Origin of the sequence: Alcanivorax sp. DG881 (assembly GCF_000155615.1) — a bacterium.
In the GTDB taxonomy this organism is placed as follows: Bacteria; Pseudomonadota; Gammaproteobacteria; order Pseudomonadales; family Alcanivoracaceae; genus Alcanivorax.
On the sequence record NZ_DS989915.1, the window covers coordinates 1412249 to 1438508 of the forward strand.

A 26260-nucleotide genomic window follows, 5' to 3' on the forward strand; every position below is an offset into this window, starting at 1 on the left:
AGTGGCGCTCCTACAATGGGTTCGCTGTTAGGCTTCAGCCAGCTCGTCGCGCATTTGCTGGATGACGGCGGCGTAGTCGTCTTTGCCGAAGATGGCGGAACCGGCCACGAAGGTGTCGGCGCCGGCGGCGGCGACTTCGCGGATGTTCTTTTCGGAGACGCCGCCATCCACTTCCAAGCGGATATCGCGGCCGCTGGCGTCGATCAGCTGGCGCACGGCGCGGGTCTTGTCCAGCGTGGAAGGAATGAATTTCTGGCCGCCGTAGCCGGGGTTCACGCTCATCAGCAGGATCATGTCCAGCTTGTCCATCACGTATTCCAGGCAGTCCGGGCGGGTGGCCGGGTTGAGTACCAGGCCGGCCTTGCAGCCGTAGCTCTTGATCAGCTGCAGGGAACGGTCCACGTGCTGACTGGCTTCCGGGTGGAAGGTGATGTAGCTGGCGCCGGCTTCGGCGAACATGCTGATCAGGTCATCCACCGGGCTGACCATCAGGTGCACGTCGATGGGGGCGGTGATGCCGTGGTCGCGCAGGGCCTTGCAGACCATGGGGCCGATGGTCAGGTTGGGCACGTAATGGTTGTCCATCACGTCGAAATGGATCACATCAGCGCCGGCCGCCAGCACCGCGTCGCACTCCTCCCCAAGACGGGCAAAGTTGGCGGCAAGGATGGAGGGGGCGATCAGATAGTCCTGCTTGGGCATGGGGCATCCTCAGTGTAAAGACAGTTGCGAGTGACGAGTTTAGAGTTGCGAAAACCCAAGACCAAAGGCGAATGTTTTGCCTTTCGAAACGCGTTACTCGCAACTCGTCACTATGGTAATCACGCCGCCACCGAGCGCAGCGAAGGAACGCCTGCAGGGCGACCCGAAGGGTGAGCGTAGCGAATAACCGACGCTCCGACAAAACCATTTTCGGCGCTGGATCAGGTGCTCTTGAGTAACCGATCCAGTTCGCCCAGGCGTTCCGGGGTGCCGATATCCCACCACTGGCCGCGGTGGTGTTCACCGCTGGCGGCGTCTTCCGCCATGGCCGCCCGCAGTATCGGCGCCAGTTTCGCTTCGCCGTCGGGCAGGTTGGCGAAGACGACGGGATCAAAGCGGCCAATGCCGGCATAGGTGAGCCTGGGCTCGGCATTATCGCGCAACCGACCGGCGTCTGTCAGATGAAAATCCCCTTGCGGGTGGTGCGCCGGGTTATCCGCCAGCACCAGATGCACCGGGTCCGGGCGATCCTCCACCAGCCGGGACAGGTCAAAATCGGTCCAGATATCGCCGTTCACCAGCGCAAAGGGCTGATCGCCCAGCAACGGCAGCGCGCGCTTGATGCCCCCGGCGGTTTCCAGCGGCGTGCCTTCGTGGGAATAAACGATGGGAATGCCGTAGCGGGCACCGTCACCCAGCGTGGCCGCCAGCGTCTCGCCCAGCCAGCCAGTGTTGATCACCAGGGACTCGATGCCGGCATCACGCAGTGCCTCGATGTGGTATTCGATCAGCGCCTTACCCCCCGCCTGCAGCAGCGGCTTGGGGGTGTGATCGGTAAGTGGGCGCATGCGCTTGCCGTAGCCGGCGGCCAGGATCATGGCCTTCACGCATCGTCCTCCAGTTGATCGAGCACCCATTCCAGGTCCGCCAGCTCCGGGCGACGGGCAATGACCGTGCGCAGATAGGCAAAGAAACGGGGCACATCGCCCAGGTACTTGGGCTTGCCATCGCGATGGCAGATACGCGCAAAGATGCCGATAACCTTGAGATGGCGCTGGGCGCCCATCAGGTCGCAGTCGCGCAGGAAATCCTCAAACGCCGCGGGGACCGGCAGCCCGGCTGCCGTGGCCTTGTCGAAATACTCGCGCAGCCAGCTGAGCACGCGCTCTTCCGGCCAGCTCAGGAAGGCATCCTTGAACAGGCTGATCACGTCATAGCTGATCGGCCCGGCCACCGCATCCTGGAAATCGATCACCCCGGGATTCGGGTCGGAAACCATCAGGTTGCGCGGCATGTAATCGCGGTGCACAAACACCTGGGGCTGCGCCAGGGCAGAACGCATCAGCACATCGAACACCCGGTCCAGCCGCTGACGCAGCTCCCCGGTGACCACCTTCTCGCGGTGGCGGAACAGGTACCACTGGGGAAACAGCTCCAGTTCCCGCTGCAACAACGCCTCATCGTACTCCGGCAAGCCGGTGGTATCGGTATGCAATTGCTGGGTAATCAGGGCATCGATGGCGGCGCTGTACCAGTCGTTGGCATTGGCTTCGGTCAGGGCATTCAGCCAGGTCTGCGTGCCCATATCACTGAGCAGCAAAAAGCCCTGCTGCAAATCCTGATGGACAATGGCCGGCACGTGCAGGCCAGCCTGTTTCAGGCGCCCGGCGATGTCCACGAAGGGGCGGCAATCTTCCTGTTCCGGCGGGGCATCCATGGCCACCAGGCTGGTGCCACCCTGAAAATAACGGAAATAGCGACGAAAACTGGCATCCGCCGACGCGGGCTCACCGGTCACCGATTCACCCAGGTACGCACTGACCCACTGGTCCAGAGCGTGCTTTCTCGGGTCCGGGGTTACTCCGGATTTACTTTTATCAGGCTGCATTGCCTTCCTTGTTCGATTACACTGCCGCTTTTGGTGGACGGAAAGTCTCGCCCGCCATAAAGCGGCCTTTTTACCTGTTCTGAGCAGCTGATGCCACTGCCCATACCACGATTATTGATTCCTGCCCTGCTGCTTGCTTCAGGGGCCAGCCTTGCGGAAAACGACCTGAACTGGGTTGACCGCGAAGAGATGGCCACGTTCCCTGCCGTGCAGCAGCGCCCGATACCGGATTGGTGCGGCGGCATTTACTATAACCCCAGTATCGGCACCCCCGTAGCGGGCAGCGATACAGTGGTGACCGCTGATCACTCCACGCTTACCCAGGACGGCTTGATCAAACTGGACGGCGATGTGCTGATTGAACAGCCCGGCCGTCGCATTACCACCGACATTGCCGAGCTCGATCAAACCACCGGCAAATTCGAGCTGGAAAGTGGCATGCGCCTGGAAAGTGACCGCGCCACCTTTATTGCCGACAACATGAGTGGCCAGACTCGCCGCAAGGAAGGCAGCCTGCAAGGGGTGCGCTACTCCATGTTCGACAATGGCGCCCGCGGCAACGCCGATTATATCTTTCTGAACCAGAACACCACCACCATCACCAACGGCACCTATACCACCTGCGCCCCCGGTTCCAACGGCTGGGTGATGCAGGGCGACCGTATTTTTCTGGACCGGGACAAGGGCTGGGGCGAAGCCAACAACGTGGTGCTGAAGGTCAAGAGCATGCCGATCTTCTGGCTGCCCTGGATGACCTTCCCCATCGATGACCGGCGCAAGAGCGGCCTGCTGTTCCCGACCCTGTCCGTGGGTGACAGTGGCGGGCTGGATATCTCCCAGCCCATTTACCTGAACCTGCACCCGCAGTTCGACGCCACCATCGCCCCCCGCTATATCGACGGCCGTGGCAGTGGCGTGGACAGCGAATTCCGCTACCTGTCCCGCTGGGGCGAAGGCAGCCTCAGCTATGGCGTGCTATTCAACGACCGCAAGTTCGACAACGAAAATCGCCAGGTGGGCCGCTGGACGCATAACGGCAACATCAACCGCTGGAGCCTGGAGACCGATTTCACCTATGTCTCCGATGACTTCTACTTCAAGGATCTGGATACCGGGCTGGAAATCAGCTCCCAGACCCACCTGCCCCGGCTGGCAGAAGCCCGTTACTACGGGCGCACCTGGCAGGTACTGGGCCGGCTGCAATCCTGGCAGACCATCGATCCCACCCTGGACGACGCCGACCTGCCCTACCGGCGCCTGCCCCAGCTGCAATTGACCGGCGACCCGACACTCTACGGCCCGGTGAAAGGGCTGTGGCTGTCCGACGTTACCGCCTTCGACCGCAGTGACTCCGACGACAGCGGCAAAGCCACCGGCCTGCGTGGCCACATGGCCCCGGCCCTGAGCATGCGCCTGCAAAAACCCTGGGGCTACGTGGAACCCCGCACCCGGCTGTACCACACCCAATACCAGCTTGATAACGTGGACGCCAATGCCGAAGACAACCCGGACATGACCACCTGGGGCGCCAGCCTGGACTCCGGCCTGTTCTTCGAGCGCCCCGGCAACTGGTTCGGCTCTACCTATACCCAAACACTGGAACCGCGCCTGTTCCTCAACAAGGTGGCCTACGAAGACCAGAGCGAACTCCCCAACTTCGATTCCGGCGAGCTGACCTTCTCCTACAACTCGCTGTTCCGGGAAAACCGCTTCATCGGTTACGACCGTATTGGCGACGAAGAAAAATTGGCGGTAGGCCTGACCAGCCGCTTCCTGCATGATGGCACCGGCCGCGAGCAGCTACGCTTGCGCGTGGCCCAGGGCTTCTATTTTGAAGACCGCAAAGTGATCACCGACCGGGCCGTGGAGGACCCCACCGACGACCAGACCCCGGTTATCGGTGACGCCCGTTGGAACTTTGCACAGGATTGGTACCTCTACTCAGAAGCCCAGTGGGATACCGAAGAGAACAAGCGCGAACGGTCCAACTTCCAGATTGGCTATAACGACCGGGAGCGCCGCGTCGTCAACCTGGGCTATCACGACCGCCCGGCAGACGACATCCGCGAATCGGAAGTCAGCGCTATTCTGCCGGTTCACCGACACTGGCGGCTGGTTGGCCGCTGGATGTACGACCTGGACAACCAGCGCACACTGGAAACCATGGCCGGTGCCGAATACCGCAATTGCTGCTGGAAGCTGCGACTGCTCAGCCAGCGCGAGCTGGTAGATGACAACGGCGACGGCAACCTCGAGGCGGACAGCACCATCTGGTTCCAGATCCAGATGATCGGCCTGGGCGGCTTTGGCGGCCAGGTGGATTCCCTGCTGGAGCGCAGCATTCCGGGATACAGGAGACAGTATGATTGATAGAACGCTGCACGCTGCACGTCGCACGCTGCATGCCAGACACACCCTGCTTGGCCTGCTGGCCATGGCCGTGCTGATGCTGCCGGCCTGGAGCCAGGCCAAGGTGCAGATGCTTGACCGCATCGTCGCCGTGGTTAACGACGGCGCCATCATGGCCAGCGAGCTGGATGAGCGAATCAACACCATCGCCCTGCAGTTTCAGGAAAAAGGCCAGCAACTGCCGCCCCCGGCGGTGATGCGCGAGCAGGTGCTCGATCGCATGGTGCTGGAGCGCCTGCAGCTGCAACTGGCCGAACGGGGCGGTATCAAGGTCGACGACGCCAGCCTCAACCAGGCCCTGGCCGGCATCGCCCGCCAGAATGGCATGAGCCTGGAAGACTTTGCCGCCGCCCTGCGCCAGGACGGCTACGACTGGCCCCAGTTCCGCGAACAGATTCGCGAAGACATGGTGATTTCCCGCCTGCAACAACGCAGCGTGGCCTCACGCATTCAGGTAACCGACCGGGAAGTGGATCGCTTTCTGAGCTCGGAACTGGGCAAGCAGATGTTCCAGGAAGACTTCCACCTGGGCCACATCCTGGTCCGCGTACCGGCTGAAGCCAGCCCGGAAGACGTCACCCAGGCCCGCAGCAAAGCCGAAAGCATCGTCAAAAAGCTCAATGACGGTGGCGACTTCCAGCAACTGGCGGTGGCCGAATCCGATGGCCCCAAAGCGTTGGAAGGCGGCGATCTGGGCTCACGCCCGGCGGCACAATGGCCCACCCTGTTTGCAGAAAATGCCATCAACCTGCAGAAAGGCGAGATTTCCGAACCACTACGCTCCGGCGCCGGCTTCCATATTCTCAAGATGATCGACCGCAAAGGCGGTTCCGAGAAAGTCGTTACCCAGTATCAGGTCCGCCATGTGCTGATTAAAACCGACGCCCTGACCAGCGCCGAGCAGGCCCACAAGCAGGCGATACGGCTCCACGACGAAATCGCCGCCGGCGAGCGACAGTTCAGCGACACCGCCGCCGAATTCTCCGACGACCCGGGCAGCGCCCGCAGCGGCGGCGAACTGGGCTGGGTCAACAAAGGGGAAATGGTCCCGGAATTCGAGGACATGATGCTCAACACCCCCGTGGGTGAGCTGTCCCCGGTGTTCGAAAGCCAGTTTGGCTGGCACTTCCTGCGCGTGGATGACGTACGCGATGCGGACATGAGCGCCGAATTCCGCCGCATGCAGGCCACCCAGGCCCTGCAGAAACGCCGCTTTGAAGAAGAGCTGGAAACCTGGGTGCAGGAAAAACGCAGCGAATCCTATGTGGATATCAGGCTATGAAGGAACGCCTGACGCCTAACGCCGGATGCCTGACAACGCTTGGCCGTGCTAAAACGCAACGCCATTCCCTCCTGCACAAGGTAGAGGGTGCCCTCTCCCGTTTGCGGGAGAGGGACAGGGAGAGGGAATTGGCGTCCGGGGCCCGGCCTCAGGCATTCTGCTAACCCATGTCTCTCGCGCCGCCATCACCTATCGCCATCACCTATGGTGACCCGGCAGGGATCGGGCCGGATCTGGTCCTGACCCTGCCGGATACCTTTGCCGATGCCCCGCTGGTGGTTATCGGCGATCGCCAGGTGCTGACCGAACGGGCGCAGCAACTGGGGCTGACGGTGCCGCTGGGCGACTGGCAACCCGGCCAGCCACTCCCCACAGACTGCCTGCCGGTCTGGCATACCCCCGCCGGCGCCAGCGTCACCGCTGGCCAGCCGAATCCGGCCACCGCCACCACCACACTCACCATGCTCACCCGCGCCGCCCAGGGCTGCCTTAACGGCACCTTCTCGGCCATGGTCACCGCCCCGGTGGCCAAGAATGTGATTTGTGAGGGTGCCGACCCGGCCTTCACCGGGCACACCGAGTTTCTCGCCGAACAGGCGGGGGTGGCGCAGGTGGTGATGATGCTCACCGCCCCGGCCCGGACGCAGGATCTGCGGGTGGCCCTGGCCACCACTCATCTGCCCCTGAGCCAGGTTCCGGCGGCGATTACCCCGGCGGCCCTGATACGCACCCTGACCATTCTCCGTGACGATCTGATCGGCAAGTACCGGATTGCCGAGCCTCGCATCATGGTACTGGGGCTCAACCCCCATGCCGGCGAAGGCGGGCATCTGGGGCGCGAAGAGCTGGATGTGATCATTCCCACCCTGGAGCAACTGCGCACGCAGGGCATGGCCCTCACCGGCCCCCTGCCCGCCGACACCGCCTTCCAGCCGCACCTGCTGGAGCAGCACGATGCGGTGTTGGCCATGTATCATGACCAGGGCTTGCCGGTGCTCAAATACGCCGGTTTTGGTGAAGCCATCAATATCACCCTGGGGTTGCCGTTCATTCGCACCTCCGTGGACCATGGCACCGCCTTCGACCTGGCAGGCAGCGGCACCGCCAGCGCCAGCAGCCTGATCGCCGCCACACGCCAGGCATTGGCGCTGGCCTCAGCGCAATGTGACGCCTGACGCTGCGCTGACTGCGCATTGATAAAACACGATAAGACACACCACCCGGCCCCGACCTGAGACCCGCTATGACAGAACACCGCACCCGTAAACGCTTTGGCCAGCACTTCCTGCACGACCGTAATCTGGTCGACCGCATGATTCGCACCCTGGGCCTGCAGGCGGGCGACACCCTGGTGGAAATCGGCCCGGGCCGGGGCGCGCTGACTTACCCCTTGCTGGAAGAGATCCCGCATTTGCATGTGGTCGAGCTGGACCGGGACCTGATCGCCCTGCTGCGCCAGGAAAACACCCCCGACCGGCTGAGCATTCACGAAAGCGACGCCCTGCGTTTTGATTTCCGCGCCCTGAAACCAGCGGACAAGCCCCTGCGAGTGATCGGCAACCTGCCTTACAACATCTCCACCCCGCTGATCTTTCACCTGCTGGCCCAGGCTGACGCCATCAGCGACATGACTTTCATGCTGCAAAAGGAAGTTGTCGAACGGCTCACCGCCAGCCCCGGCACCCGCGACTGGGGGCGGCTGTCGATCATGGTGCAGTATCACTGTCAGGCGGATTACCTGTTCTTTGTACCCCCGGAGGCATTCAGCCCCCCTCCCCGGGTGGACTCCGCCGTGGTCCGGCTGATCCCCCACGCCAGCCCGCCGCATCCGGCGGATGACGAAGACCACCTGCGCAAACTGGTGGCCCAGGCCTTCACACAGCGGCGCAAGGCCATCCGTAATGGGTTAAAATCCTGGGTTAGCGCCGAGCAATTCGAAGCGCTTGGCATTGATGCCGGCCTGCGACCGGACCAGCTGTCCGTGGCCGATTATGTGGCACTGGCCAACATCAGCCGCCCGAACGCCGACGAAGACAAGGGAGAAAGCACGCCATGAGCGTCACCGAACAAGGCAACAGCGATACCGCCAACGGCGACTCCCGCCACGACATCCGGGTATCCGTGGAAACCGAATTCCTGCCAGACCAGAGCGACGCAGAGAGCGAACGCTGGGTCTTTGCTTACCACATCAGCATCCACAATCAGGGCTCCGTCAGCGCCCGCCTGCTGACCCGTCACTGGGTCATCACCGATGGCGAAGAGCGCGTACAGGAAGTCCATGGCGAAGGCGTCATCGGCGAGCAGCCCCATATCGCCCCCGGCCAGACCTTCCGCTACACCAGCGGCGCCATACTGGAAACCGAAGTGGGCAGCATGCGTGGCAGTTACCAGATGATTGGCGAAGATGGCATCCACTTTGACGCACAAATCCCCGCCTTCACCCTTGCGGTACCGCATGCATTGCATTGATTACGCAGGATGCCTAAGGCCTGACGCCCGACGCATGGCCGTTCCGGCCATCATTTTTCAAACCCGCGACAGCGGGAGCGTCAGGCATCAGGCATCCTGCGTCCGGCTTATCACCGGAGGCGCCTTGTGAGCGACTACGCCATTGGTGACCTGCAGGGCTGTCTGGGGGCGTTTGACTGTCTGTTGGAGAAAATCGGCTTCAACGCCGACCGTGACCGCCTGTTTCTCGCCGGGGATCTGGTCAATCGGGGGCCGGACTCGCTGGGCACCCTGCGCCGCGTTCACGCCCTGCGTGACAACGTGCATACCGTGCTGGGCAACCACGACCTGCATCTGCTGGCGGTGGCCAACGGCACCACCCACAGCAAACGCAAGGACACCCTCAGTGAGATCCTCGACGCACCGGATCGCGCCGAACTGCTGGGCTGGTTACAACAACAGCCCCTGCTGATTCCCCTGCCGGAACATAACGCGGTGATGACCCACGCCGGCATCCCGCCATTGTGGTCACTGGAGCAGGCCAGCCAGCGGGCGGCAGAAGTGGAAACGGTGCTCCGCAGCGACTCCGCCGACGCCTTCTTCACCCATATGTACGGCAACACCCCCGCCGGCTGGGACGAACAACTCAGCGGCACGGACCGCTGGCGCGTGATTACCAACCACTTCACCCGCATGCGTTTCGTGGATCAGGCCGGCGAACTGGACCTGACCAGCAAAGGCGAGCCCGACCAGCCCCCCGCCGGGTTCATGCCCTGGTTCCAGCACCCCCGCCGGGTACTCACCGACACCCGCATCCTGTTCGGCCACTGGGCCGCCCTGGAAGGTCACAGCGGGGTCGACAAAGTCGACGCACTGGATACCGGCTGCGTCTGGGGCGGCACTTTGACAGCATTGCGTCTGGACGATCAGGTACGCATCCAGTGCGACTGCTAGCCCCCTTCACCCGTTACCCACTGACGCCCGGATAACACCGGCAAAATCGTCCCGCCCACCCCGACAATACGCCTGATCAACGTTACCGACACCTCGTCATTTTTTTAAAAAAAGTTGCCCGCTTTTCTTTGACTTGTTCCGCCGTTTGGTTCCATGCTAAAGCCAAGACATGCGTTCAGGCGGCGATGACGCGCAGCCCGTTTCACCCTCTCTTAACGCCATAGCCGACTGACTTTTAACGAGAAAGGAAAAACCCTGCATGTAGTTTTGTTGTGACAATGTGCGTTCCGCCAGGAGGAAGCAGGCATGAGTATAATCAGCCACTACCAGGCCCGGTTTGATGCGACCCAGCAAGAGGAAATGTCGCTGGAAGAGTACCTGGAACTGTGCAAGGACGACCCCAGCGCTTACGCCACTGCCGCTGAGCGCATGCTGATGGCCATCGGCGAACCGGAAATGGTCGACACCGCCCAGGACCCTCGCCTGTCACGCATTTTCTCCAACAAGATTATCCGCCGCTACCCCGCCTTCGACGAGTTCTACGGCCTCGAAGAAGTCATCGAAAACATCGTCAGTTATTACCGCCACGCCGCCCAGGGTCTGGAAGAAAAGAAACAGATTCTCTATTTGCTTGGGCCGGTGGGTGGCGGCAAATCCTCCCTGGCCGAAAAGCTCAAGGCGCTGATGCAGAAAGTGCCCTTCTATGCCCTCAAGGGCTCGCCGGTAAACGACTCCCCCCTGACCCTGTTCAACCCGGAAGAAGATGGCCCCATCCTCGAAGAGGAATACGGCATTCCCCGCCGTTATATCCGCACCATCATGTCGCCCTGGGCGGTCAAGCGTTTGCATGAATTCGGCGGCGACCTGAGTCAGTTTCGCGTGGTAAAACGCTACCCCTCCATTCTCGACCAGGTCGCGGTGGCCAAAACCGAACCCGGCGATGAAAACAACCAGGATATTTCCGCCCTGGTGGGCAAGGTAGACATTCGCAAGCTGGAAGACTTCTCCCAGGATGATCCGGACGCCTACGCCTTTTCCGGGGGGCTGTGCCGGGCCAACCAGGGCCTGCTCGAGTTCGTGGAAATGTTCAAGGCACCGATCAAGGTGCTGCACCCATTGCTCACCGCCACCCAGGAAGGAAACTACAACGGCACCGAACACATGGGCGCCATCCCTTTCGATGGCATGGTGCTGGCGCACTCCAACGAAGCCGAGTGGCATACCTTCCGCAACAATAAAAACAATGAAGCCTTTATCGACCGTGTCTATATCGTCAAGGTGCCTTACTGCCTGCGCGTCACCGAAGAAATGCAGATCTATGACAAGCTGCTGCGCAACTCAAGCCTGCGTGATGCCCACTGCGCACCGGACACCCTGCACATGCTCGCGCAATTCTCCACACTCACCCGGCTGAAAGAACCGGAGAATTCCAGCATTTATTCAAAGATGCGCGTTTACGATGGCGAAAATCTGAAAGATGTGGATCCCCACGCCAAATCCATGCAGGAGTACCGCGACATGGCCGGCGTGGATGAAGGCATGGCCGGGCTCTCCACCCGCTTTGCTTTCAAGATTCTCTCCAAGGTATTCAACTATGACCACTCGGAGGTAGCGGCCAACCCGGTTCACCTGATTCATGTGCTGGAGCAGCGCATTGAACAGGAACAGTTCCCCCAGGAAAAATCGGAACAGTACCGCCGCTTCATCAAGGAATACCTGGTGCCCCGCTACGTAGAGTTCATCGGCAAGGAAATCCAGACCGCTTATCTCGAATCTTACTCGGAATACGGCCAGAACATTTTCGACCGCTACGTAATCTATGCGGATTTCTGGATTCAGGATCAGGAGTTCCGCGACCCGGATACCGGTGAAATTTTCGACCGCCAGGCGCTCAATGAAGACCTGGAAAAAATCGAAAAACCGGCCGGCATTTCCAACCCCAAAGACTTCCGCAACGAAGTGGTCAACTTCGTCCTTCGCGCCCGCGCCAACAACCACGGCAAGAACCCCAGCTGGCTAAGCTACCAGAAACTGCGCGATGTGATAGAGAAAAAAATGTTCTCCAACACCGAGGACCTGCTGCCCGTCATTTCCTTCAACGCCAAAGGCAGCGAGGACGACCAGCGCAAGCACAATAACTTTGTGCAGCGCATGGTATCGCGGGGCTACACGGAGAAGCAGGTAAGGCTGCTATCCGAGTGGTACCTGCGGGTGAGAAAGGCGCAATAGCAATAGGAGACGCAGCATGCTTCACGTAACACGCAACAACACGACATAACGGTTTTAGCGTTACGCATTGCTCTCTCCGCGCATTAGCGCGATCGCGGAGACAACGTCAAAAGCCGCTCAAGCCCCACCCGCGTTGTTGCGTCAAGCGTGTCGCGTGAAGCTGCTTCCGGAGGAAGCCCATGAGCTACATCATTGACCGTCGCCTGAACGATAAACGCAAAAGCACCGTGAACCGGCAGCGCTTCCTGCGCCGCTATCGTTCGCACATTCGCGATGCCGTCAACGATGCGGTCAGCCGCCGTTCCATCAAGGACATGGAACAAGGCGAGCGGATAAGCATTCCCCGCAAGGACCTGTCCGAACCCATTTTCCATCACGGCCCCGGTGGGCAACGCAGCATCGTCCACCCGGGCAACCAGGAATTTCATCAGGGAGACCGCATTCGCCGCCCGGACGGTGGCGGCGAAGGCGGGCCCGGCGAGGGCCAGGCCAGTGATCAGGGTGAAGGCAATGATGAATTCGCCTTCGAAATCGACAAACAGGAATTCCTGAATTTCCTGTTTGAAGACCTGGAGCTGCCCAATCTTCTCAAGCGTCACCTGGAAGGGGCACAGATCTTTCAACACCGTCATGGCGGCATCGTCAGCCAGGGCATGCCCGCCAAGATCAATATCGTCCGCTCCATGCGCCAGGCCTCCATGCGCCGCCGCGCCCTCACCGCCGCCACGCGCAAGAAAATACGCACCCTGAAAGCCGAGCGGGATGCACTGCTGGAACAGGATCAGTCGCCACAACGGCAAGCACGTTTGCACGAGCTGGATGAGCAGATCGCCCGGCTGGAACGCCGGGTGGAACGCATTCCTTTTCTGGACACGGTGGACCTGCGCTATAACCACCACGTCAAAGTCCCGGTACCCGTCAGCCGGGCGGTTATGTTCTGCATCATGGATGTGTCCGGCTCCATGAATCAGGACATGAAAGACCTGGCCAAACGCTTCTTTCTGCTTCTTTACCTGTTCCTTGAGCGTAACTACGAGCATATCGAGGTGGTCTTTATCCGCCACCACACCAGTGCCAAGGAAGTGAATGAAGAAGAATTTTTCTACTCCCGGGAAACCGGCGGCACCATCGTATCCAGCGCGCTGAAGCTGACCCGCGACATCATCGAGGAACGCTACCCGGTTGACGAATGGAACCTGTATGCCGCCCAAGCCTCGGACGGTGACAACTGGAACGATGACTCACCCGCCTGCGCCAAACTGATCGAAGACGAGCTGCTTCCCAAGCTGCAGTACTTTTCCTACGTAGAGGTCATGCCACGGGCCCACCAGGCGCTCTGGGACCATTACCAGAACATTATGCAGCGGCACCCGTCTGCCTTTTCCATGGCCCAGATTGATGAGCCCGGGGAGATTTATCCGGTATTTCGCGAGCTGTTCAAAAAACGCATGGAGACCTGAGCATGTTTCTTTCAGAGGGCTCTGACTGGGATTTTGAATTACTGGCCCGCTACGATGAAGCCATTGCGGATCTGGCCCATAACAAATATGGCCTCGACACCTACCCCAACCAGATCGAGGTCATTTCGTCCGAGCAAATGATGGATGCCTATTCTTCCGTGGGCATGCCGGTAGGCTACAACCACTGGTCATTCGGCAAACAGTTCGTGGAAGTCGAGGGGCGTTACCGGCGCGGGCATATGGGCCTGGCCTATGAAATCGTGATCAACTCCGACCCCTGCATCGCCTACCTGATGGAGGAAAACAACATCACCATGCAGGCGCTGGTCATCGCCCATGCCAGCTATGGGCATAATTCATTCTTCAAGAACAACTATCTTTTCAAAACCTGGACGGATGCCTCCTCCATCATTGATTACCTGGTGTTCGCCCGAAACTATATTGCGGACTGTGAGCAACGCCATGGCGTCAAGGCCGTGGAGGAAACCCTGGATTCCTGCCATGCGCTGATGAACTACGGGGTGGACCGCTACAAGCGCCCTTCGCCCATTTCCGCCGTGGAGGAAAAACGCCGGCAACGGGAGCGGGAAGCGTCACTGCAGAAACAGATTTCTGAACTCTGGCGCACTTTTCCGCAGTTACAGCCTGCCGTTCAATTACGCGAGGAGCCCCCGAACTTTCCGGCTGAGCCCCAGGAAAACCTGCTCTACTTCCTCGAAAAAAACGCCCCCTTGCTGGCACCCTGGCAGCGGGAAATTATCCGTATCGTGCGCAAAATGGCCCAATACTTTTACCCCCAGCGCCAGACCAAGGTGATGAACGAAGGCTGGGCCTGCCTGTGGCACTACACCTTGCTCAATGACCTGTACGACCAGGGGAAAGTCACCGACGGCTTCATGCTCGAATTTCTCCAGAACCATAGTCAGGTCATTTACCAGCCGCCATTCACTGCGCCCTTCTACAGCGGCATGAACCCCTACGCCCTGGGCTTCAACATGTTCCAGGACATCCGCCGCATCTGCGAAAACCCTGACGACGAAGACCGGGAATGGTTCCCGGACATTGCCGGCTCGGATTGGTTGAGCACAGTGAAATTCGCCATGGAAAGCTTCAAGGACGAGAGTTTTATCCAGCAGTTTCTGTCGCCGCGCCTGATCCGCTATTTCAAGTTTTTCCAGATCGCCGACGATGACCGTAACGACTACGTGGAAGTAGGCGCCATTCATAACGAACAGGGTTACCGCAAGGTCCGTGATGCGCTGGCCGAGCAATACAACCTGAGTATTCAGGAACCCAACATCCAGGTAGTCAACGCCAATGTGCACGGCGATCGCACGCTGACCTTACGCCACCAACGCAACAGCGGCCGGCCACTGGATGAAAACAGTGCCCGGGAGGTACTACGCCATCTGCACCGCTTGTGGAAGTTCGAGGTCCGCCTGGAAAGTGTTGAGCACGGCAGCGTACTGAACGAATTCAGCATGCCACCGCCCACCGTTATTTCCTGATCCGGGCCGGGCTGACATCACGGCACCGGATCGGGGGTAGTTTCTGTCTCCGACTCTGCCATTTGCTTCAGCTGGCGGCGCACCTTGTGATCCCCCAGCAAGAAAAGCGACAACGCGAGCACAATCAATGCGGCGCCTGCCAGCACCAAGGCACCAAGGCTTTCGCCGTTGAACAGGCTGCCCAGCGACAGCGCCAACACCGGTGTTATCAGCGTCACCAGCGCCACGGTGGCCGCAGGCAAGCGCGCCAGTACCTGGTAGTAGCAGTAAAAACCCAACAGCGAGCCAAACACCGCCAGATACAGGATGGCGGACAAGCCCCGATAGTCACCGCTAAAACTCAACGTCTGCCCGGTAATCAACATACCGGCGGCATAGCAGGGTAACGACAACAGCAAGCCGCCCACGGTTTGCTGCATGGGCTGCAGCCCGGCGGCCACACGTTGCACGGCGATGCCACTGCCGGCAAACAGGGTCACCGCGCTGAGCATCCACAGCAAGCCGACGCCCCGGTCCCCCATGCCTTGCCCGGCGACCAGCACCTGCAGGCTGTCATCAAACACCAGTGCCAATCCGGCCAGGCCAATCAGGCAGGCACTCCAATGCCAGCGGTTGAGCCGTAACCCACCCGGCAAGCCTTGCAGCATCAGCCCGGAAAGTAACGGCGCCAGGCCAAAGATCACCGAGATCAACCCGGAAGGCAGGTGCGCCGCCGCCATATAGCTACAGCCCATGGCACCGAAAATACCCGGCAGGGACGCCAGATAGCTGAGCCGCGCCCGGCGATGCAGCGGCAACGGCTGGCGTTTCATCCACAACCAGCCCAGCCCCAGCAGCGCAGCGATGCCCATACGCACACCGGCTGCCGCCAGCGGCGCCATGGCCTCACCACTCCATTTAATCCCCAACGGCGTGGTTGCCCACACCGCCACCACGATCAAATACGCTGCCAGGGTTGGCATGATTTTCTCCGCTTCAAGCTACACGCAACACGCATCAACGCGCTCATCGTTGCCTTTTGATTTGCCACCTCAGCGCCCGCGCTCAAACATTTGTGCGCGGGCAGTGCTTCAGGACTCCGGCTTGCGTTGATTCGCGTTGTTGCATGGAGCCTGTTGCGTGAAGCGGCCCCATAAAAAAGGCCGCAGGTCGGGGGACGCTGCGGCCTTTTTTGCTAACTGAAACTTTCAGTCACACAGCCGTCGTCCCTGCGCACGCCATTTGCGTGCACAGCGGTCTGCGACTAGAGAGTTCAGTTTCAGTACGATAGAAAGCATGCGACCATTCTGCTCAAGAACTCACAGGCAAACAAGATGAAAGTGTATCTGGTGGGCGGTGCGGTGCGGGACTCCTTGCTCGGCCTCCCCGTGACAGAAAAGGACTGGGTCGTGGTTGGCGCCACGCCGGAAGAAATGGAAGCCAACGGGTTCCGCCCCGTGGGCAAGGATTTCCCGGTATTCCTGCACCCCGACACCCAGGAAGAATACGCCCTGGCCCGCACCGAGCGAAAATCCGGCCATGGCTACGGGGGCTTTACCTTCCATGCCGCCAGCGACGTCTCCCTGGAAGAAGACCTGATTCGCCGCGACCTGACCATCAATGCCATGGCCCGTTCAGAAGGTGGCGAGGTAGTCGACCCTTTCCACGGTAAGATTGATCTAAAAGCCCGCTTGCTACGGCATGTTTCCCCCGCTTTTGCTGAGGACCCGCTACGGGTATTGCGCGTGGCACGATTCGCCGCCCGTTATCACTGGCTCGGTTTCCGCGTCGCGGACGACACCCTGACACTGATGCGCCAGCTCAGTGACAGCGGCGAACTGGATTACCTGGTGCCCGAGCGGGTTTGGAAAGAAACCAGCCGGGCCCTCATGGAACCCGCTCCCCAGGTTTTTTTCCAGGTCCTGCATGTCTGTGGCGCGCTGGAAAAACTGTTCCCCGAATTGGCCGCACTGGATGGCGTTCCCCAACCGGAAGCCCACCACCCGGAAGTGGACACCCTGGTGCACCAATGGCTATGCCTGGAAATGGCTGCCAAACTCAAGCTGCCGTTGACGGCCCGTTACGCCGTGCTGTGCCACGATCTGGGTAAAGCCAAAACACCACAGGCAGAGTGGCCCCGGCATATCGCCCACGAAATTCGCAGTGCCCGACTGTCACGCACCCTGTCGAAACGGCTGCGGGTTCCCCGTGACGCCGCTGACACCGCTGCGCTGGTGGCCGAATACCACACCCACTGCCACCGCGCTCTGGAGCTGAAACCGCAGACCGTGTGGAAACTGTTCAAGGCACTGGATGTGATCCGCCGGCCCGAACGGTTGGAAGATTTTCTGGGCGCCTGCGAAGCCGATGCCCGTGGCCGTACTGGCTTCGAAGACCGCGACTACCCCCAGGCAAACTACCTGCGCGGTGCGGCCCAGGCGCTCCAGTCTGTGGACGTGGCCGCCTTGCGCGCTCAGGGTATTGAAGGGCCCGCCCTGGGTGACGCCATCGAAAAAGCCCGCATCCAGGCCATCACCACTTTCAAACAACAGGAGCTCAATCCCTGATGACAGCCCCCGTCGCCCTGGTTACCGGCAGCGCCCGCCGTATCGGCGCACAGATCGTTCGCACCCTGCACCACCACGGCATGCGGGTCATCATCCATTACCGTGGCAGCCAGCAGGAAGCCGAAAGCCTGGCCGCGGTTCTCAATCAGACCCGCCCGAACAGCGCCGCCGTGCTACAAGCCGATCTGGACCAGCCGGCGGCAGTACGCCAGCTGGCCAGCGATGCACTGGCCTGTTTCGGCCAACTGGACCTGCTGGTGAACAATGCCTCCAGTTTTTACCCCACGCCCATTGATCAGGCCGACGACGCCGACTGGGAAAAATTGATTCACAGCAACCTGCGCGCCCCCTTTATTCTCAGCCAGCAACTGACGCCGGCCCTGCGCCAACAGCACGGCTGCATTATCAACATTGTCGATGTCTACGCAGAAAAACCGCTGCAAACCCACACCCTGTATTGCATGGCCAAGGCAGGACTTGCGATGATGACAAAAAGCCTGGCGCGAGAGCTAGGCCCGGAAATTCGCGTCAACGGCGTGTCGCCGGGGCCGATCCTGTGGCCGGAGGCGGGGCAAATGAACCAGCAGGCCATTCAGGATGCCACCGCGCTGAAGCGCAGCGGCGACCCGGATGACATCGCCAACACGGTTTACTGGCTGGCCACAGCCGCGCCGTTTATAACAGGTCAGATACTGGCCGTGGACGGGGGACGTTCACTGGCCTTGCAGGGAAGCTAAACCACACAACACGAGACGGATACTCGGGGGAATGATGAGATTAATCGGGGGAATAATTCTGTTACTGACGGTCATGTCTGCCAGTGCAGAAATCTATCGCTGGAAAGACGCCAACGGAAACTGGCAATTCGGGGACAAGGCGCCAAAAGAGCAACATGACACTCTCGACGTGAAAGCTCCCCCAAAAATTGGTCAGGAGGATGCACGCGATATTCATGCCCGCACCCAGCGCCTGCTGGAAAGCCAGCGCACCCAGGCCCGGGAAAAAGCCCAGGCTGAAGAAGCCGCCCGAAGACAACACCAGGAACGTTTTGCCAAACCCTGCGCGGAAGCACAAGACCGACTGAAAATGCTCAAAGGCCCTTTCGAATACATTGAAGAAGACGGCTCACGGCGTGGCGCAACGGCAGACGAAGTTGCCGCTGACCAGAAAAAAACCCGCAAATGGATTGATGAACATTGCGATTTCTAGCGCTTGCTCTCACCCTCAGCCTCCTGCTCGGCGGCATCGCCCGGGCAGAAATTTTCCAGTGGCGTGACGCCAACGGCAAATTGCATTTCGGTGACCGCCCGCCGGAAGATGCACAAACCCAAACCGTCACCCCGGATATCAGCCCGCAACTCAAAGAACTCGAGATCAACGTCAAACGTCAGGACTTCACCCTGTCTGGCGACTTGCAGCAACAAACGCTGGATAACATTAGCAACATCTACCAGCGCTACCGCCGGGACTTCGGCCTGGACCTGCATGGCACTGCGGAAGTGAACCTGTACCTGATTGAGAAACAGGACGACTTCCAGCAATGGATGGTTGACCGGATTGGTACCAGCAGCCGCCATTATGCGGGCGTCTTTATTCCTGCCACCAATGAAGTGGCGGTGTGGCAATGGGCCGAGGATGAACGGCAAGTTGCCCAGACTATCCTGCATGAATCCAGCCACGTTCTGCTCTACCAGTTATCTCCCTCGGCCCCGGTCTGGCTGCAGGAAGGCCTGGCACAATATTTTCAGACCCTGGAGACGCAACCGGACGGCCGCCTGAAAATCAGTGCGCTGCCGGATGCCCAGCAGCGGGTTCAGACCTGGATCGAACAACAGCGCCTGATTACTCTGCGGCAGTATCTGTCCCTGGACGATGCGCAATGGCGAAAAATGGCCCACCAGCTCAACGCCATTCCCTATACGGTTGCCTGGGCCACTACCGCTTTTCTCATGTCCAAACCCGTGGGCCGCGCCACCCTGCGACAAATGCTTCAGGACCTGGAAAAAACCCACCAGCGTCCAACATTACAGCGTATCGAGCACCTCTATCCGGGTGGTATTTCGCGGCTGGAATACGATTTCTTTCGTTGGGCCCAAAGCGATATGGCACCGCATTGGTATTAAGAGAGACGCAACACGCTTCACGCTACAAGCTGCAACGCAAGCCAGGTAACCCCTGAAAAACTCCCTGCATCACTGATTTTCTGTGGGAAGAGATGCTTGCATCACGAATAACGACGGTGCGCTACAGGCACTTTCGCGATGCGAGCATCGCTTCCCACAGTGGCGCTGGAACTCCTTGGGAGAGACGGCATATTAAAAACCGCCGTTATTCATCCTCGAACGGCACCACCCACAAATTCTGCCCACTGAAATCTGCTGCTTTCAGCAATGCCTGATAAGACGTTTTTGTTTCGGGATGCAGCGCATCCGGGGCCAGATCCACCAGGGGTTTCAACACAAAAGCATGTTTGAGGATTTCATCGCGGGGCAGCTGGACGCCATCCACTTCCCCCACACAGTCGTCGTAGGTAAGGATATCGATATCCAGGGTTCGGCTGGAAAACTTTTTCTCGCCTCGCACCCGGCCATGGTCTTTTTCGATGTCCTTCAGGCAAGCCGCCAGGTCCCCGACACTCAGACTCGTCTTCAGCCCCACCACCAGGTTATAAAAAGCATCGCCGTCGAAACCCACCGCTTCACTTTCGTACACCGGGCTGATTGCCAGCGGTGAAAATACCCGGGCCAGCGCTTTCAGCCCAGAGCGGATATTGTGCTCACGGTCGATATTGGAGCCCAGGCTAAGGAATACCTGAGCCTGAGACGCGTCACCTTCCAGCGCTTCACCCATCGGGACGTTCACCCCGCTCAATGATCACACCCACATCCCGTGCCCCACGCAGAGCGCCCGGTTTGCTGAGCCGCAGCTTCAGCCACGGCACCTGAAATTCCTTGAGGACCAGCTGCGCCACGTTCTCGGCCAGCGTCTCAACCAGCTGAAACTCGCTGCTTTCGATAAAGGCAATCAACCGCTTGCCGATAGCCTTGTAGTCCAGGGCATCGTCGATGTGATCCGATGCTGCCCCCCTGCGAATGTCCGCCGCCATTTCCAGGTCCAGACTGACGGTCTGGCGAATACGGCGCTCCCAGTCAAAAATGCCGATCACGGTATCCACTTTCAAATCATTGATATAAACAATATCCATACTCGATCTCTTGGCGTGGCATTCACCGGCACCTACGCTGACACAGGGCCTCTGGCGGATGAATCCCATTTCAGGTAATCAGATGTTACGCTTGCAGCGCAGGCAATAACGCCCTGCTGTGTACAATGTCACCCCATGTATTACAGGGCGCAAATTTCGCTGCCTCAGCGATTGAAGGGAGATTATAGCCGGTGCAAGCAGGGACATTACAGGACGTCTGGTTTTGGCTGCTGCCATTGTGCGTAGCCGGCTATCTGATGGGCTCCATTTCCAGTGCCATTCTGGTGTGCCGACTGTTCGGCTACCCGGACCCGCGCACCGAGGGCTCCAACAACCCCGGGGCCACCAATGTGCTGCGCATTGGCGGTAAACCGGCGGCCGCGCTCACCTTGCTCGGTGATGTACTCAAAGGGGTCATTCCCGTGGTGCTGGCCCGCTCTCTGGATATGGGGCCCTTTGTCGCCGCCCTGGTGGGAACCTTCGCTTTTCTCGGTCACTTGTACCCGGTGTTCTTCCATTTTCAGGGTGGCAAGGGCGTGGCCACGGCTTTCGGGCTGTTATTCGCCCTGCACTGGCCCAGCGGGCTGCTTGCCGGTGGCACCTGGCTGCTGGTTTTTGCCCTCAACCGCATTTCTTCCATCGCCTCACTCAGCGCCTTTGTGGTGGCACCGGCGTGTATCTTTGCCTGGTTGCCCCAGGCCTTCTGGCCCATGCTGGCCCTGTCACTGGTGATGATCGCCCGGCACCGCAGCAACCTGCAGAAAATCCTGCGCGGGGAAGAACTGGGGTTCAGAAAGAAAGACTAAAAAAGTGACGAGGTACGAGTTTCGAGTCCCGAAAACCAGACTGTCCCGGGTTTTGACTTTCATAACTCGTCACTCGCCCATCGTGGCGCCAGCGGCGCGCCCACGGCAAGGCAGCTGGTCGTTTATAGAGAGGCCAGTTCCGTCAGCGGCCAGCGCGGGCGGATCTTGATGGGCAGGGCGGCCTGCTCACCGGCCTGCAATCGCAAGGCACCGGCAAAGGCGATCATGGCGCCATTATCGGTGCAGTACTGGGGAGCCGGGTAGTAGACGTCCACGCCACGCTTCTTCATCTGCTCCGCCAGCTTCGCGCGCAACGACTGATTGGCACTGACGCCACCCGCCATCACTAACCGTTTGTGCCCGGTCTGCTCCACCGCACGGCGGCATTTGATCACCAGGGTATCCACCGCTGCTTCCTCGAAGGCACGGGCAATATCGGCCCGGTCCTGCTCGCCCAACGCGTCCTTGCCGCCCAGATCATTAATGGTGTTCAGGGTGAAGGTCTTAAGCCCGGAAAAGCTCATATCCAGCCCCGGGCGATCCGTCATCGGGCGGGGAAAACGAAACCGCCCCGCCGTGCCCTGCTGGGCCAGCGCAGCAATGCGTGGCCCACCCGGATAACCCAGCCCCATCATTTTCGCGGCCTTGTCGAACGCTTCACCTGCAGCATCATCTACCGATTCGCCCAGAATGGCGTAGTCTCCCAGCCCCTGGGCATCCAGCAGCAGGGTATGCCCGCCACTGACCAGCAGGGCCACAAACGGAAACGCCGGCGCATTGGGTTCCAGCAACGGCGCCAGCAGGTGCCCTTCCATATGATGCACCGCTACCGCAGGCACATCCCAGCCAAACGCCAGTGAACGGGCCACGCCGGCGCCCACCAGCAAGGCGCCGGCCAGCCCCGGGCCGGCAGTATAGGCAATACCATCGAGCTGCTCCGCCCGCGTATCGGCGGCATCCATGACTTCACGCACCAGCGGCAGAACCCGCTGCACATGGTCACGGCTGGCCAGCTCCGGCACCACCCCGCCATAACGGGCATGCATCTCCACCTGACTATAGAGCGCCTGGCCCAGCAGGCCCTGCTCGGTGTCATAGATGGCCACGCCGGTCTCGTCGCAGCTTGATTCAATACCCAATACGCGCATGGTGCTCAACCCTGTGAAATTGCGGCGCCATGATAGCGCCAGACGCCCGGATTTGCATTTATTCCCCACTCAGGTAGAATCCCCGCCTCGCCGCACCCCGGGACCACCTGAGCCCGCGGCGAACCCATAAACTCTAATTTCTAGGAAGGTGATTCTTCATGCCTCAGGTGAAGGTGAAAGAAGGCGAACCGTTTGATGTGGCCCTGCGCCGTTTCAAGCGTGGCTGTGAAAAAGCGGGTATTCTCTCTGAAGTGCGTCGTCGCGAGCAGTACGAGAAGCCCACACAAGAGCGTAAGCGCAAGCGTGCCGCAGCCGTCAAGCGTCACCTTAAAAAACTGCAGCGTGAGCAACTCGCACGCAAACGTTTGTACTAAGGTATAGACGTCTGATGAGTGCGCTCAAAGAGCAGCTCACTGCAGCCATGAAAGACGCCATGCGTGCCAAAGAAAAGGCACGTCTTGGCGTTTTTCGTATGGCGCTGGCAGCGATCAAGCAAATCGAAGTGGACGAGCGCATCGAGCCCGATGATGCCCGTGTACTGGCGTTGCTCGACAAGCTGATCAAGCAGCGCAAGGATTCAGCCACACAATACCGTGATGCGGACCGGCCCGAACTGGCGGAAACCGAAGAAGCGGAAATCGTGGTACTCCAGGAATTCCTCCCCACCCAGCTCAGCGATGCCGAAATCGATTCCCTTATCGATGACGCCATGGCGCAAACCGGTGCGTCCGGTATGCAGGATATGGGCAAGGTGATGGGCATTCTCAAGCCGCAATTGCAGGGTCGTGCCGACATGGGCGCCGCCAGCGGCAAGGTTCGCGCCAAACTGGGCTGAGCCAGACTCCAGCAACAACACTTAGGTCTCCCCCCCTTATTCGTCCATTGACGACGAACGCTGTTTCCCTGCGTCTACGATACGCACAAACACCGCAGCCTACCTGCGATGCACCGTAGGTCGGCTTAGGCCGAAGGCCGTAAGCCGACAAGCAGCAATTTAACGATAGCCGCCAGCAAAGACCGGCTCCGCCACGCCAGCGGCAACCGCATTGGCCTGCATCACCTGAGGAGACGGCAACACCAACAAGCCGCTATCGAACTCACGGATTGCCGTGGGCCGGTTCTGCTCAGTGGTGGCATCAGCCAGGCGGACGATAGCACTGTCATCTGTGTCCTCCTCCCGGGCCTCATCCTCTTCCGGCGGGTAGGCAATAAAGCCCTGCAGAAGATGTTTGTCTGCCAGCTCCTGGCGGTGCTCCGCCAGCAGATAGAACCGCACCAGCTGAGTCCCCTCGATCTGGCCCGAATAAGCCTGTCGCAGCACCGTTTCCTCATCCAGGTAGGTTTTGCCCGGGTCCTTTTCCTGATCCTCGTCGTCCTCGTTATCCAGCGCCACATCCGGCAACCAGACTCCCAGCGTCAGCGAAAAAGGGCGCGCTTTTGCTTTTTCGGACAAGAAGCCCATCCCCAGATCATCCAGGCTGGACAGGGTAAGAATGCCGTTGGATTTACCGTTGATGAACATCCCCGCCGGCTGCTCCACCAACACCACGGTAAAGTCACTGATATCGTCTTGATACAGGTCATAGAGCCCCTGAGACGTGGCAATGCGCAGGTCTGTGGCTGGCTCGCTGGTTTGGGCCTCGTCGGCACTGGCCACTGCTGCGACGCTCAGACTGGCCAGCAACAGCATATGTTTAAACATTGCAGTCATCTTGATTCCTTTCATCACAGCCTTCATCACTTCACCGCCTTGCGGGTTGCCGCTTCATCCTGCAACTGTTCCGCGTGATAGATATCCCATTGCCTTACCGACTCGTACTGAGGCGGCCGGGTCACCTGAACAATGGTTCTGCGCTGACGCTTGAACAGGCGGTGACGAACCAGTTCATCCGTAAAGATGTAGTCCTTGAGCTGTTCACCGTGAACACCTCGATTTAGCAATTCGCCGGAAATGGCTTCGGCCCGGCGCTCACCCAGCCGCTGGTTATACTGGATGGTCCCTTCCGGGCTGGTGTCCCCGACAATCGCCACCTGGCTGTCCGGTGAACTCAGCACATCACGGGCAATCTCATCCATCACTTCCTGCTGATCATCACGAATCAGCGACTTGTCGAAGTCGAAAAACACAAAATACAGCTGTTCATACCCTTTCCATTCCCATTCCGTGCAGCCTTGCCCATCGGCGGTGACGCCCGCTGGAGAGTTGGCGCACTGATCCCTGGCATCCACCACACCGTCACCATCGGCATCGGCCAGTTTGAATGGCTGCGAGCGCTCCAAAGTCAGGGTTTCCGGAACAGAGGAGCTGCAACCCGCCAGCACCAGCACGACACTCAACATCATCATTCCGCGCATGCTCATCATTCTTCCCCTCTCACAAAACCTTCCGGATACGCAACGCGCAACGCATAGCCCAGCTGCCCGGTGGCGTTCATCAGTCGGTAGGATGAATTGATCTGGTCGTAATTGGCAGCCAGATAATTCTTGCGGGCCAGGAACAACTCCACCTTTGCGTTCAGAACATCCAGCAAGGTACGGCGCCCCAGCTCATATTGACGGATATAGCCTTCCTCTGCGGCAGTCGCAGCATCCACGGAGGTACGCAGCACGTCCTTCTGGCTGGCCAGCACCGCACGGGCCCGCCAGGCCAGCTCCACCTCATCCTTGACCTGACGCAGCGTACCTGAGCGCACCGCCTTGGCTTCGTGCAGGCGCCACTGGGACGATGCAGAACGGGCAGTATCGCGGCCGCCGGCATAGAGGTCATATTCCATCACCAGCAACAGACGGGCATCTTCATCGCGCCCTTCAAAACCGCCGATGTCATGGCCTTGCACCGCATCGGCTTCAATGGAAAAACGCGGCCAATAACCCGCCTTGTTTACCACCACTTCCTGCTCAGCTGCCTGAATGTCCGCTTTCGCTGCATCCAGCTCAGGGTGATTATCAAACGCCCGCTGCAGCGCCAGCTTCGGCGTTGCCGGAATCACGCTTTCATCCGGCACCGGCTGCACCAAAGTATCGATATCGTGACCGACCAGAGAGCGCAGCTGGGTGCGCTGATCTTCCAGGTTATTGGTCGCGGCCAAAAGCGAGCTACGCGCATTGGCCAGGCGTGCCGCCACCTGGGCAATATCCGATTCACTGGCCAGCCCCCGCTCAGTGCGGCTGGTAATGAATTCCAGAATATTTTCGTGGTCCTGAACGTTGTTGAATGTAAGCTCGGCGATGTCCTTGGCCTTGAGGGTTTCCAGATACACACTGGCCACATCCAGCGCCAGGTTTTCTGCTTCACTAATCAGCCCCAGCCGCTCGGCTTCCGCTTCCCGATCCAGGCGCTTCATGTTGGCACTGGTGCGAAAGCCGTCAAAAATCAGCTGCGACAACCGCACACCGATTTCATCCTGGGTCAGTTGCTCATCAATTTCCTGACCGGTCCGGTAATTGGTCCACTCCTCGCCCACTTGCCCGCGAATGGAGAGCTGGGGCAGATAATCCGCCGTGGCCGCACGCTGATCCCGGTCCACGGACTGGTAACGGGCAAACCGTTCCTGAATTCTGGGGTGGGTATCGATAGCCTCGGCCACCGCCTGTTCCAGCGACAACGCGCTGACCGACAACGGTGCGCATAAAAGCGATACAGCAAGCCAAACCGTTCTCATTCTTCCTCTCCTT

Annotated in this window: 26 protein-coding genes; 16 read left to right on the forward strand and 10 right to left on the reverse strand. The window is 59.8% G+C overall.

Annotated features, from left to right (window positions below; genetic code table 11):
* Positions 1 to 27: 27 nt before the first annotated feature.
* The 3 genes from rpe to ADG881_RS06410 all read right to left on the reverse strand — a co-directional run bounded on the left by rpe (position 28) and on the right by ADG881_RS06410 (position 2590).
* Positions 28 to 702: a ribulose-phosphate 3-epimerase gene (gene rpe, locus ADG881_RS06400; protein WP_007151001.1), complete on the reverse strand. Its 675-nt coding sequence runs from the start codon at positions 700 to 702 to the stop codon at positions 28 to 30.
* A gap of 221 nt (positions 703 to 923) precedes the next feature.
* Positions 924 to 1589 carry an N-acetylmuramate alpha-1-phosphate uridylyltransferase MurU gene (murU, locus tag ADG881_RS06405; RefSeq protein ID WP_007149315.1) on the reverse strand — a complete coding sequence of 222 codons (666 nt, stop codon included), beginning with the start codon at positions 1587 to 1589 and terminating at the stop codon, positions 924 to 926.
* The gene (locus ADG881_RS06410) at positions 1586 to 2590 is read right to left on the reverse strand and encodes an aminoglycoside phosphotransferase family protein (protein ID WP_007148480.1); all 1005 of its coding nucleotides are present in this window, start codon (positions 2588 to 2590) and stop codon (positions 1586 to 1588) included. The genes murU and ADG881_RS06410 overlap by 4 nt, the downstream gene beginning before the upstream one ends.
* A gap of 90 nt (positions 2591 to 2680) precedes the next feature.
* On the opposite strand from ADG881_RS06410, the gene ADG881_RS06415 reads away from it, so the two are divergent.
* The 9 genes from ADG881_RS06415 (at position 2681) to ADG881_RS06455 (ending at position 14880) form a co-directional block, all read left to right on the forward strand.
* Positions 2681 to 4960: an LPS-assembly protein LptD gene (locus ADG881_RS06415; RefSeq protein WP_039926349.1), complete on the forward strand. Its 2280-nt coding sequence runs from the start codon at positions 2681 to 2683 to the stop codon at positions 4958 to 4960.
* Positions 4953 to 6281, forward strand: coding sequence for a peptidylprolyl isomerase (locus ADG881_RS06420; RefSeq protein ID WP_007151495.1), 1329 nt, complete (start codon positions 4953 to 4955; stop codon positions 6279 to 6281). The genes ADG881_RS06415 and ADG881_RS06420 overlap by 8 nt, the downstream gene beginning before the upstream one ends.
* A 167-nt stretch (positions 6282 to 6448) precedes the next feature.
* Positions 6449 to 7456: a 4-hydroxythreonine-4-phosphate dehydrogenase PdxA gene (pdxA, locus tag ADG881_RS06425; protein WP_007150855.1), complete on the forward strand. Its 1008-nt coding sequence runs from the start codon at positions 6449 to 6451 to the stop codon at positions 7454 to 7456.
* Between the two features lie 68 nt (positions 7457 to 7524).
* Complete coding sequence (rsmA, locus tag ADG881_RS06430; RefSeq protein ID WP_007150702.1) at positions 7525 to 8337, forward strand: 16S rRNA (adenine(1518)-N(6)/adenine(1519)-N(6))-dimethyltransferase RsmA; 813 nt, start codon at positions 7525 to 7527, stop codon at positions 8335 to 8337.
* On the forward strand, positions 8334 to 8750 hold the full coding sequence (gene apaG, locus ADG881_RS06435; RefSeq protein ID WP_007150131.1) for a Co2+/Mg2+ efflux protein ApaG: 417 nt from the start codon (positions 8334 to 8336) through the stop codon (positions 8748 to 8750). Before rsmA ends, apaG begins: the two co-directional genes overlap by 4 nt.
* Before the next feature lie 126 nt (positions 8751 to 8876).
* Positions 8877 to 9683 carry a symmetrical bis(5'-nucleosyl)-tetraphosphatase gene (locus ADG881_RS06440; protein ID WP_007150822.1) on the forward strand — a complete coding sequence of 269 codons (807 nt, stop codon included), beginning with the start codon at positions 8877 to 8879 and terminating at the stop codon, positions 9681 to 9683.
* 306 nt (positions 9684 to 9989) lie between these two features.
* On the forward strand, positions 9990 to 11912 hold the full coding sequence (locus tag ADG881_RS06445; RefSeq protein WP_007148870.1) for a PrkA family serine protein kinase: 1923 nt from the start codon (positions 9990 to 9992) through the stop codon (positions 11910 to 11912).
* Between the two features lie 179 nt (positions 11913 to 12091).
* Entirely contained in the window at positions 12092 to 13372 is a 1281-nt protein-coding gene (locus ADG881_RS06450) for a YeaH/YhbH family protein (RefSeq protein WP_007148589.1), read from the forward strand.
* 2 nt (positions 13373 to 13374) lie between these two features.
* Positions 13375 to 14880, forward strand: coding sequence for a SpoVR family protein (locus ADG881_RS06455; protein ID WP_007150932.1), 1506 nt, complete (start codon positions 13375 to 13377; stop codon positions 14878 to 14880).
* A gap of 17 nt (positions 14881 to 14897) precedes the next feature.
* On the opposite strand, the gene ADG881_RS06460 is transcribed toward ADG881_RS06455, so the two are convergent.
* The gene (locus tag ADG881_RS06460) at positions 14898 to 15842 is read right to left on the reverse strand and encodes a DMT family transporter (RefSeq protein WP_007151016.1); all 945 of its coding nucleotides are present in this window, start codon (positions 15840 to 15842) and stop codon (positions 14898 to 14900) included.
* 351 nt (positions 15843 to 16193) lie between these two features.
* Here ADG881_RS06460 and ADG881_RS06465 point away from each other — a divergent pair, with 351 nt between their 5' ends.
* From ADG881_RS06465 to ADG881_RS06480, 4 genes are read left to right on the forward strand one after another with little or no spacing between them, the layout of a single operon-like run.
* Entirely contained in the window at positions 16194 to 17426 is a 1233-nt protein-coding gene (locus ADG881_RS06465) for a multifunctional CCA addition/repair protein (protein ID WP_007151496.1), read from the forward strand.
* A complete protein-coding gene (locus ADG881_RS06470) occupies positions 17426 to 18163 on the forward strand; it encodes a pteridine reductase (protein WP_007151453.1) in 738 nt (245 codons plus the stop codon). The genes ADG881_RS06465 and ADG881_RS06470 overlap by 1 nt, the downstream gene beginning before the upstream one ends.
* A 31-nt stretch (positions 18164 to 18194) precedes the next feature.
* Positions 18195 to 18635: a DUF4124 domain-containing protein gene (locus ADG881_RS06475; protein ID WP_007149469.1), complete on the forward strand. Its 441-nt coding sequence runs from the start codon at positions 18195 to 18197 to the stop codon at positions 18633 to 18635.
* A complete protein-coding gene (locus ADG881_RS06480; RefSeq protein WP_007150145.1) occupies positions 18623 to 19549 on the forward strand; it encodes a DUF4124 domain-containing protein in 927 nt (308 codons plus the stop codon). Before ADG881_RS06475 ends, ADG881_RS06480 begins: the two co-directional genes overlap by 13 nt.
* A 205-nt stretch (positions 19550 to 19754) precedes the next feature.
* Here ADG881_RS06480 and folK read toward each other — a convergent pair whose 3' ends face one another.
* The gene (folK, locus tag ADG881_RS06485) at positions 19755 to 20276 is read right to left on the reverse strand and encodes a 2-amino-4-hydroxy-6-hydroxymethyldihydropteridine diphosphokinase (RefSeq protein ID WP_007150764.1); all 522 of its coding nucleotides are present in this window, start codon (positions 20274 to 20276) and stop codon (positions 19755 to 19757) included.
* Complete coding sequence (gene folB, locus ADG881_RS06490; protein ID WP_007150436.1) at positions 20269 to 20631, reverse strand: dihydroneopterin aldolase; 363 nt, start codon at positions 20629 to 20631, stop codon at positions 20269 to 20271. The genes folK and folB overlap by 8 nt, the downstream gene beginning before the upstream one ends.
* Before the next feature lie 191 nt (positions 20632 to 20822).
* Here folB and plsY point away from each other — a divergent pair, with 191 nt between their 5' ends.
* A complete protein-coding gene (gene plsY, locus ADG881_RS06495; protein ID WP_039926352.1) occupies positions 20823 to 21437 on the forward strand; it encodes a glycerol-3-phosphate 1-O-acyltransferase PlsY in 615 nt (204 codons plus the stop codon).
* Positions 21438 to 21559: 122 nt separating this feature from the next.
* On the opposite strand, the gene tsaD is transcribed toward plsY, so the two are convergent.
* A complete protein-coding gene (gene tsaD, locus ADG881_RS06500) occupies positions 21560 to 22585 on the reverse strand; it encodes a tRNA (adenosine(37)-N6)-threonylcarbamoyltransferase complex transferase subunit TsaD (protein ID WP_007150033.1) in 1026 nt (341 codons plus the stop codon).
* Between the two features lie 158 nt (positions 22586 to 22743).
* On the opposite strand from tsaD, the gene rpsU reads away from it, so the two are divergent.
* Both rpsU and ADG881_RS06510 read left to right on the forward strand, forming a co-directional pair.
* On the forward strand, positions 22744 to 22959 hold the full coding sequence (gene rpsU / locus ADG881_RS06505; RefSeq protein WP_007148705.1) for a 30S ribosomal protein S21: 216 nt from the start codon (positions 22744 to 22746) through the stop codon (positions 22957 to 22959).
* Between the two features lie 14 nt (positions 22960 to 22973).
* Positions 22974 to 23420: a GatB/YqeY domain-containing protein gene (locus tag ADG881_RS06510; protein ID WP_007149378.1), complete on the forward strand. Its 447-nt coding sequence runs from the start codon at positions 22974 to 22976 to the stop codon at positions 23418 to 23420.
* A gap of 159 nt (positions 23421 to 23579) precedes the next feature.
* Here the strand turns inward: ADG881_RS06510 and ADG881_RS06515 are convergent, their stop codons facing one another.
* The 3 genes from ADG881_RS06515 to ADG881_RS06525 are packed head-to-tail and all read right to left on the reverse strand — an operon-like array spanning position 23580 to position 26247.
* Positions 23580 to 24296 (reverse strand): hypothetical protein, encoded by a 717-nt coding sequence (locus ADG881_RS06515; protein WP_156790357.1) that lies wholly within the window; start codon positions 24294 to 24296, stop codon positions 23580 to 23582.
* A 26-nt stretch (positions 24297 to 24322) separates the two neighbouring features.
* Positions 24323 to 24946: an OmpA family protein gene (locus ADG881_RS06520; RefSeq protein WP_039926353.1), complete on the reverse strand. Its 624-nt coding sequence runs from the start codon at positions 24944 to 24946 to the stop codon at positions 24323 to 24325.
* Entirely contained in the window at positions 24946 to 26247 is a 1302-nt protein-coding gene (locus ADG881_RS06525) for a TolC family outer membrane protein (protein ID WP_039926355.1), read from the reverse strand. The genes ADG881_RS06520 and ADG881_RS06525 overlap by 1 nt, the downstream gene beginning before the upstream one ends.
* Positions 26248 to 26260: the final 13 nt, after the last annotated feature.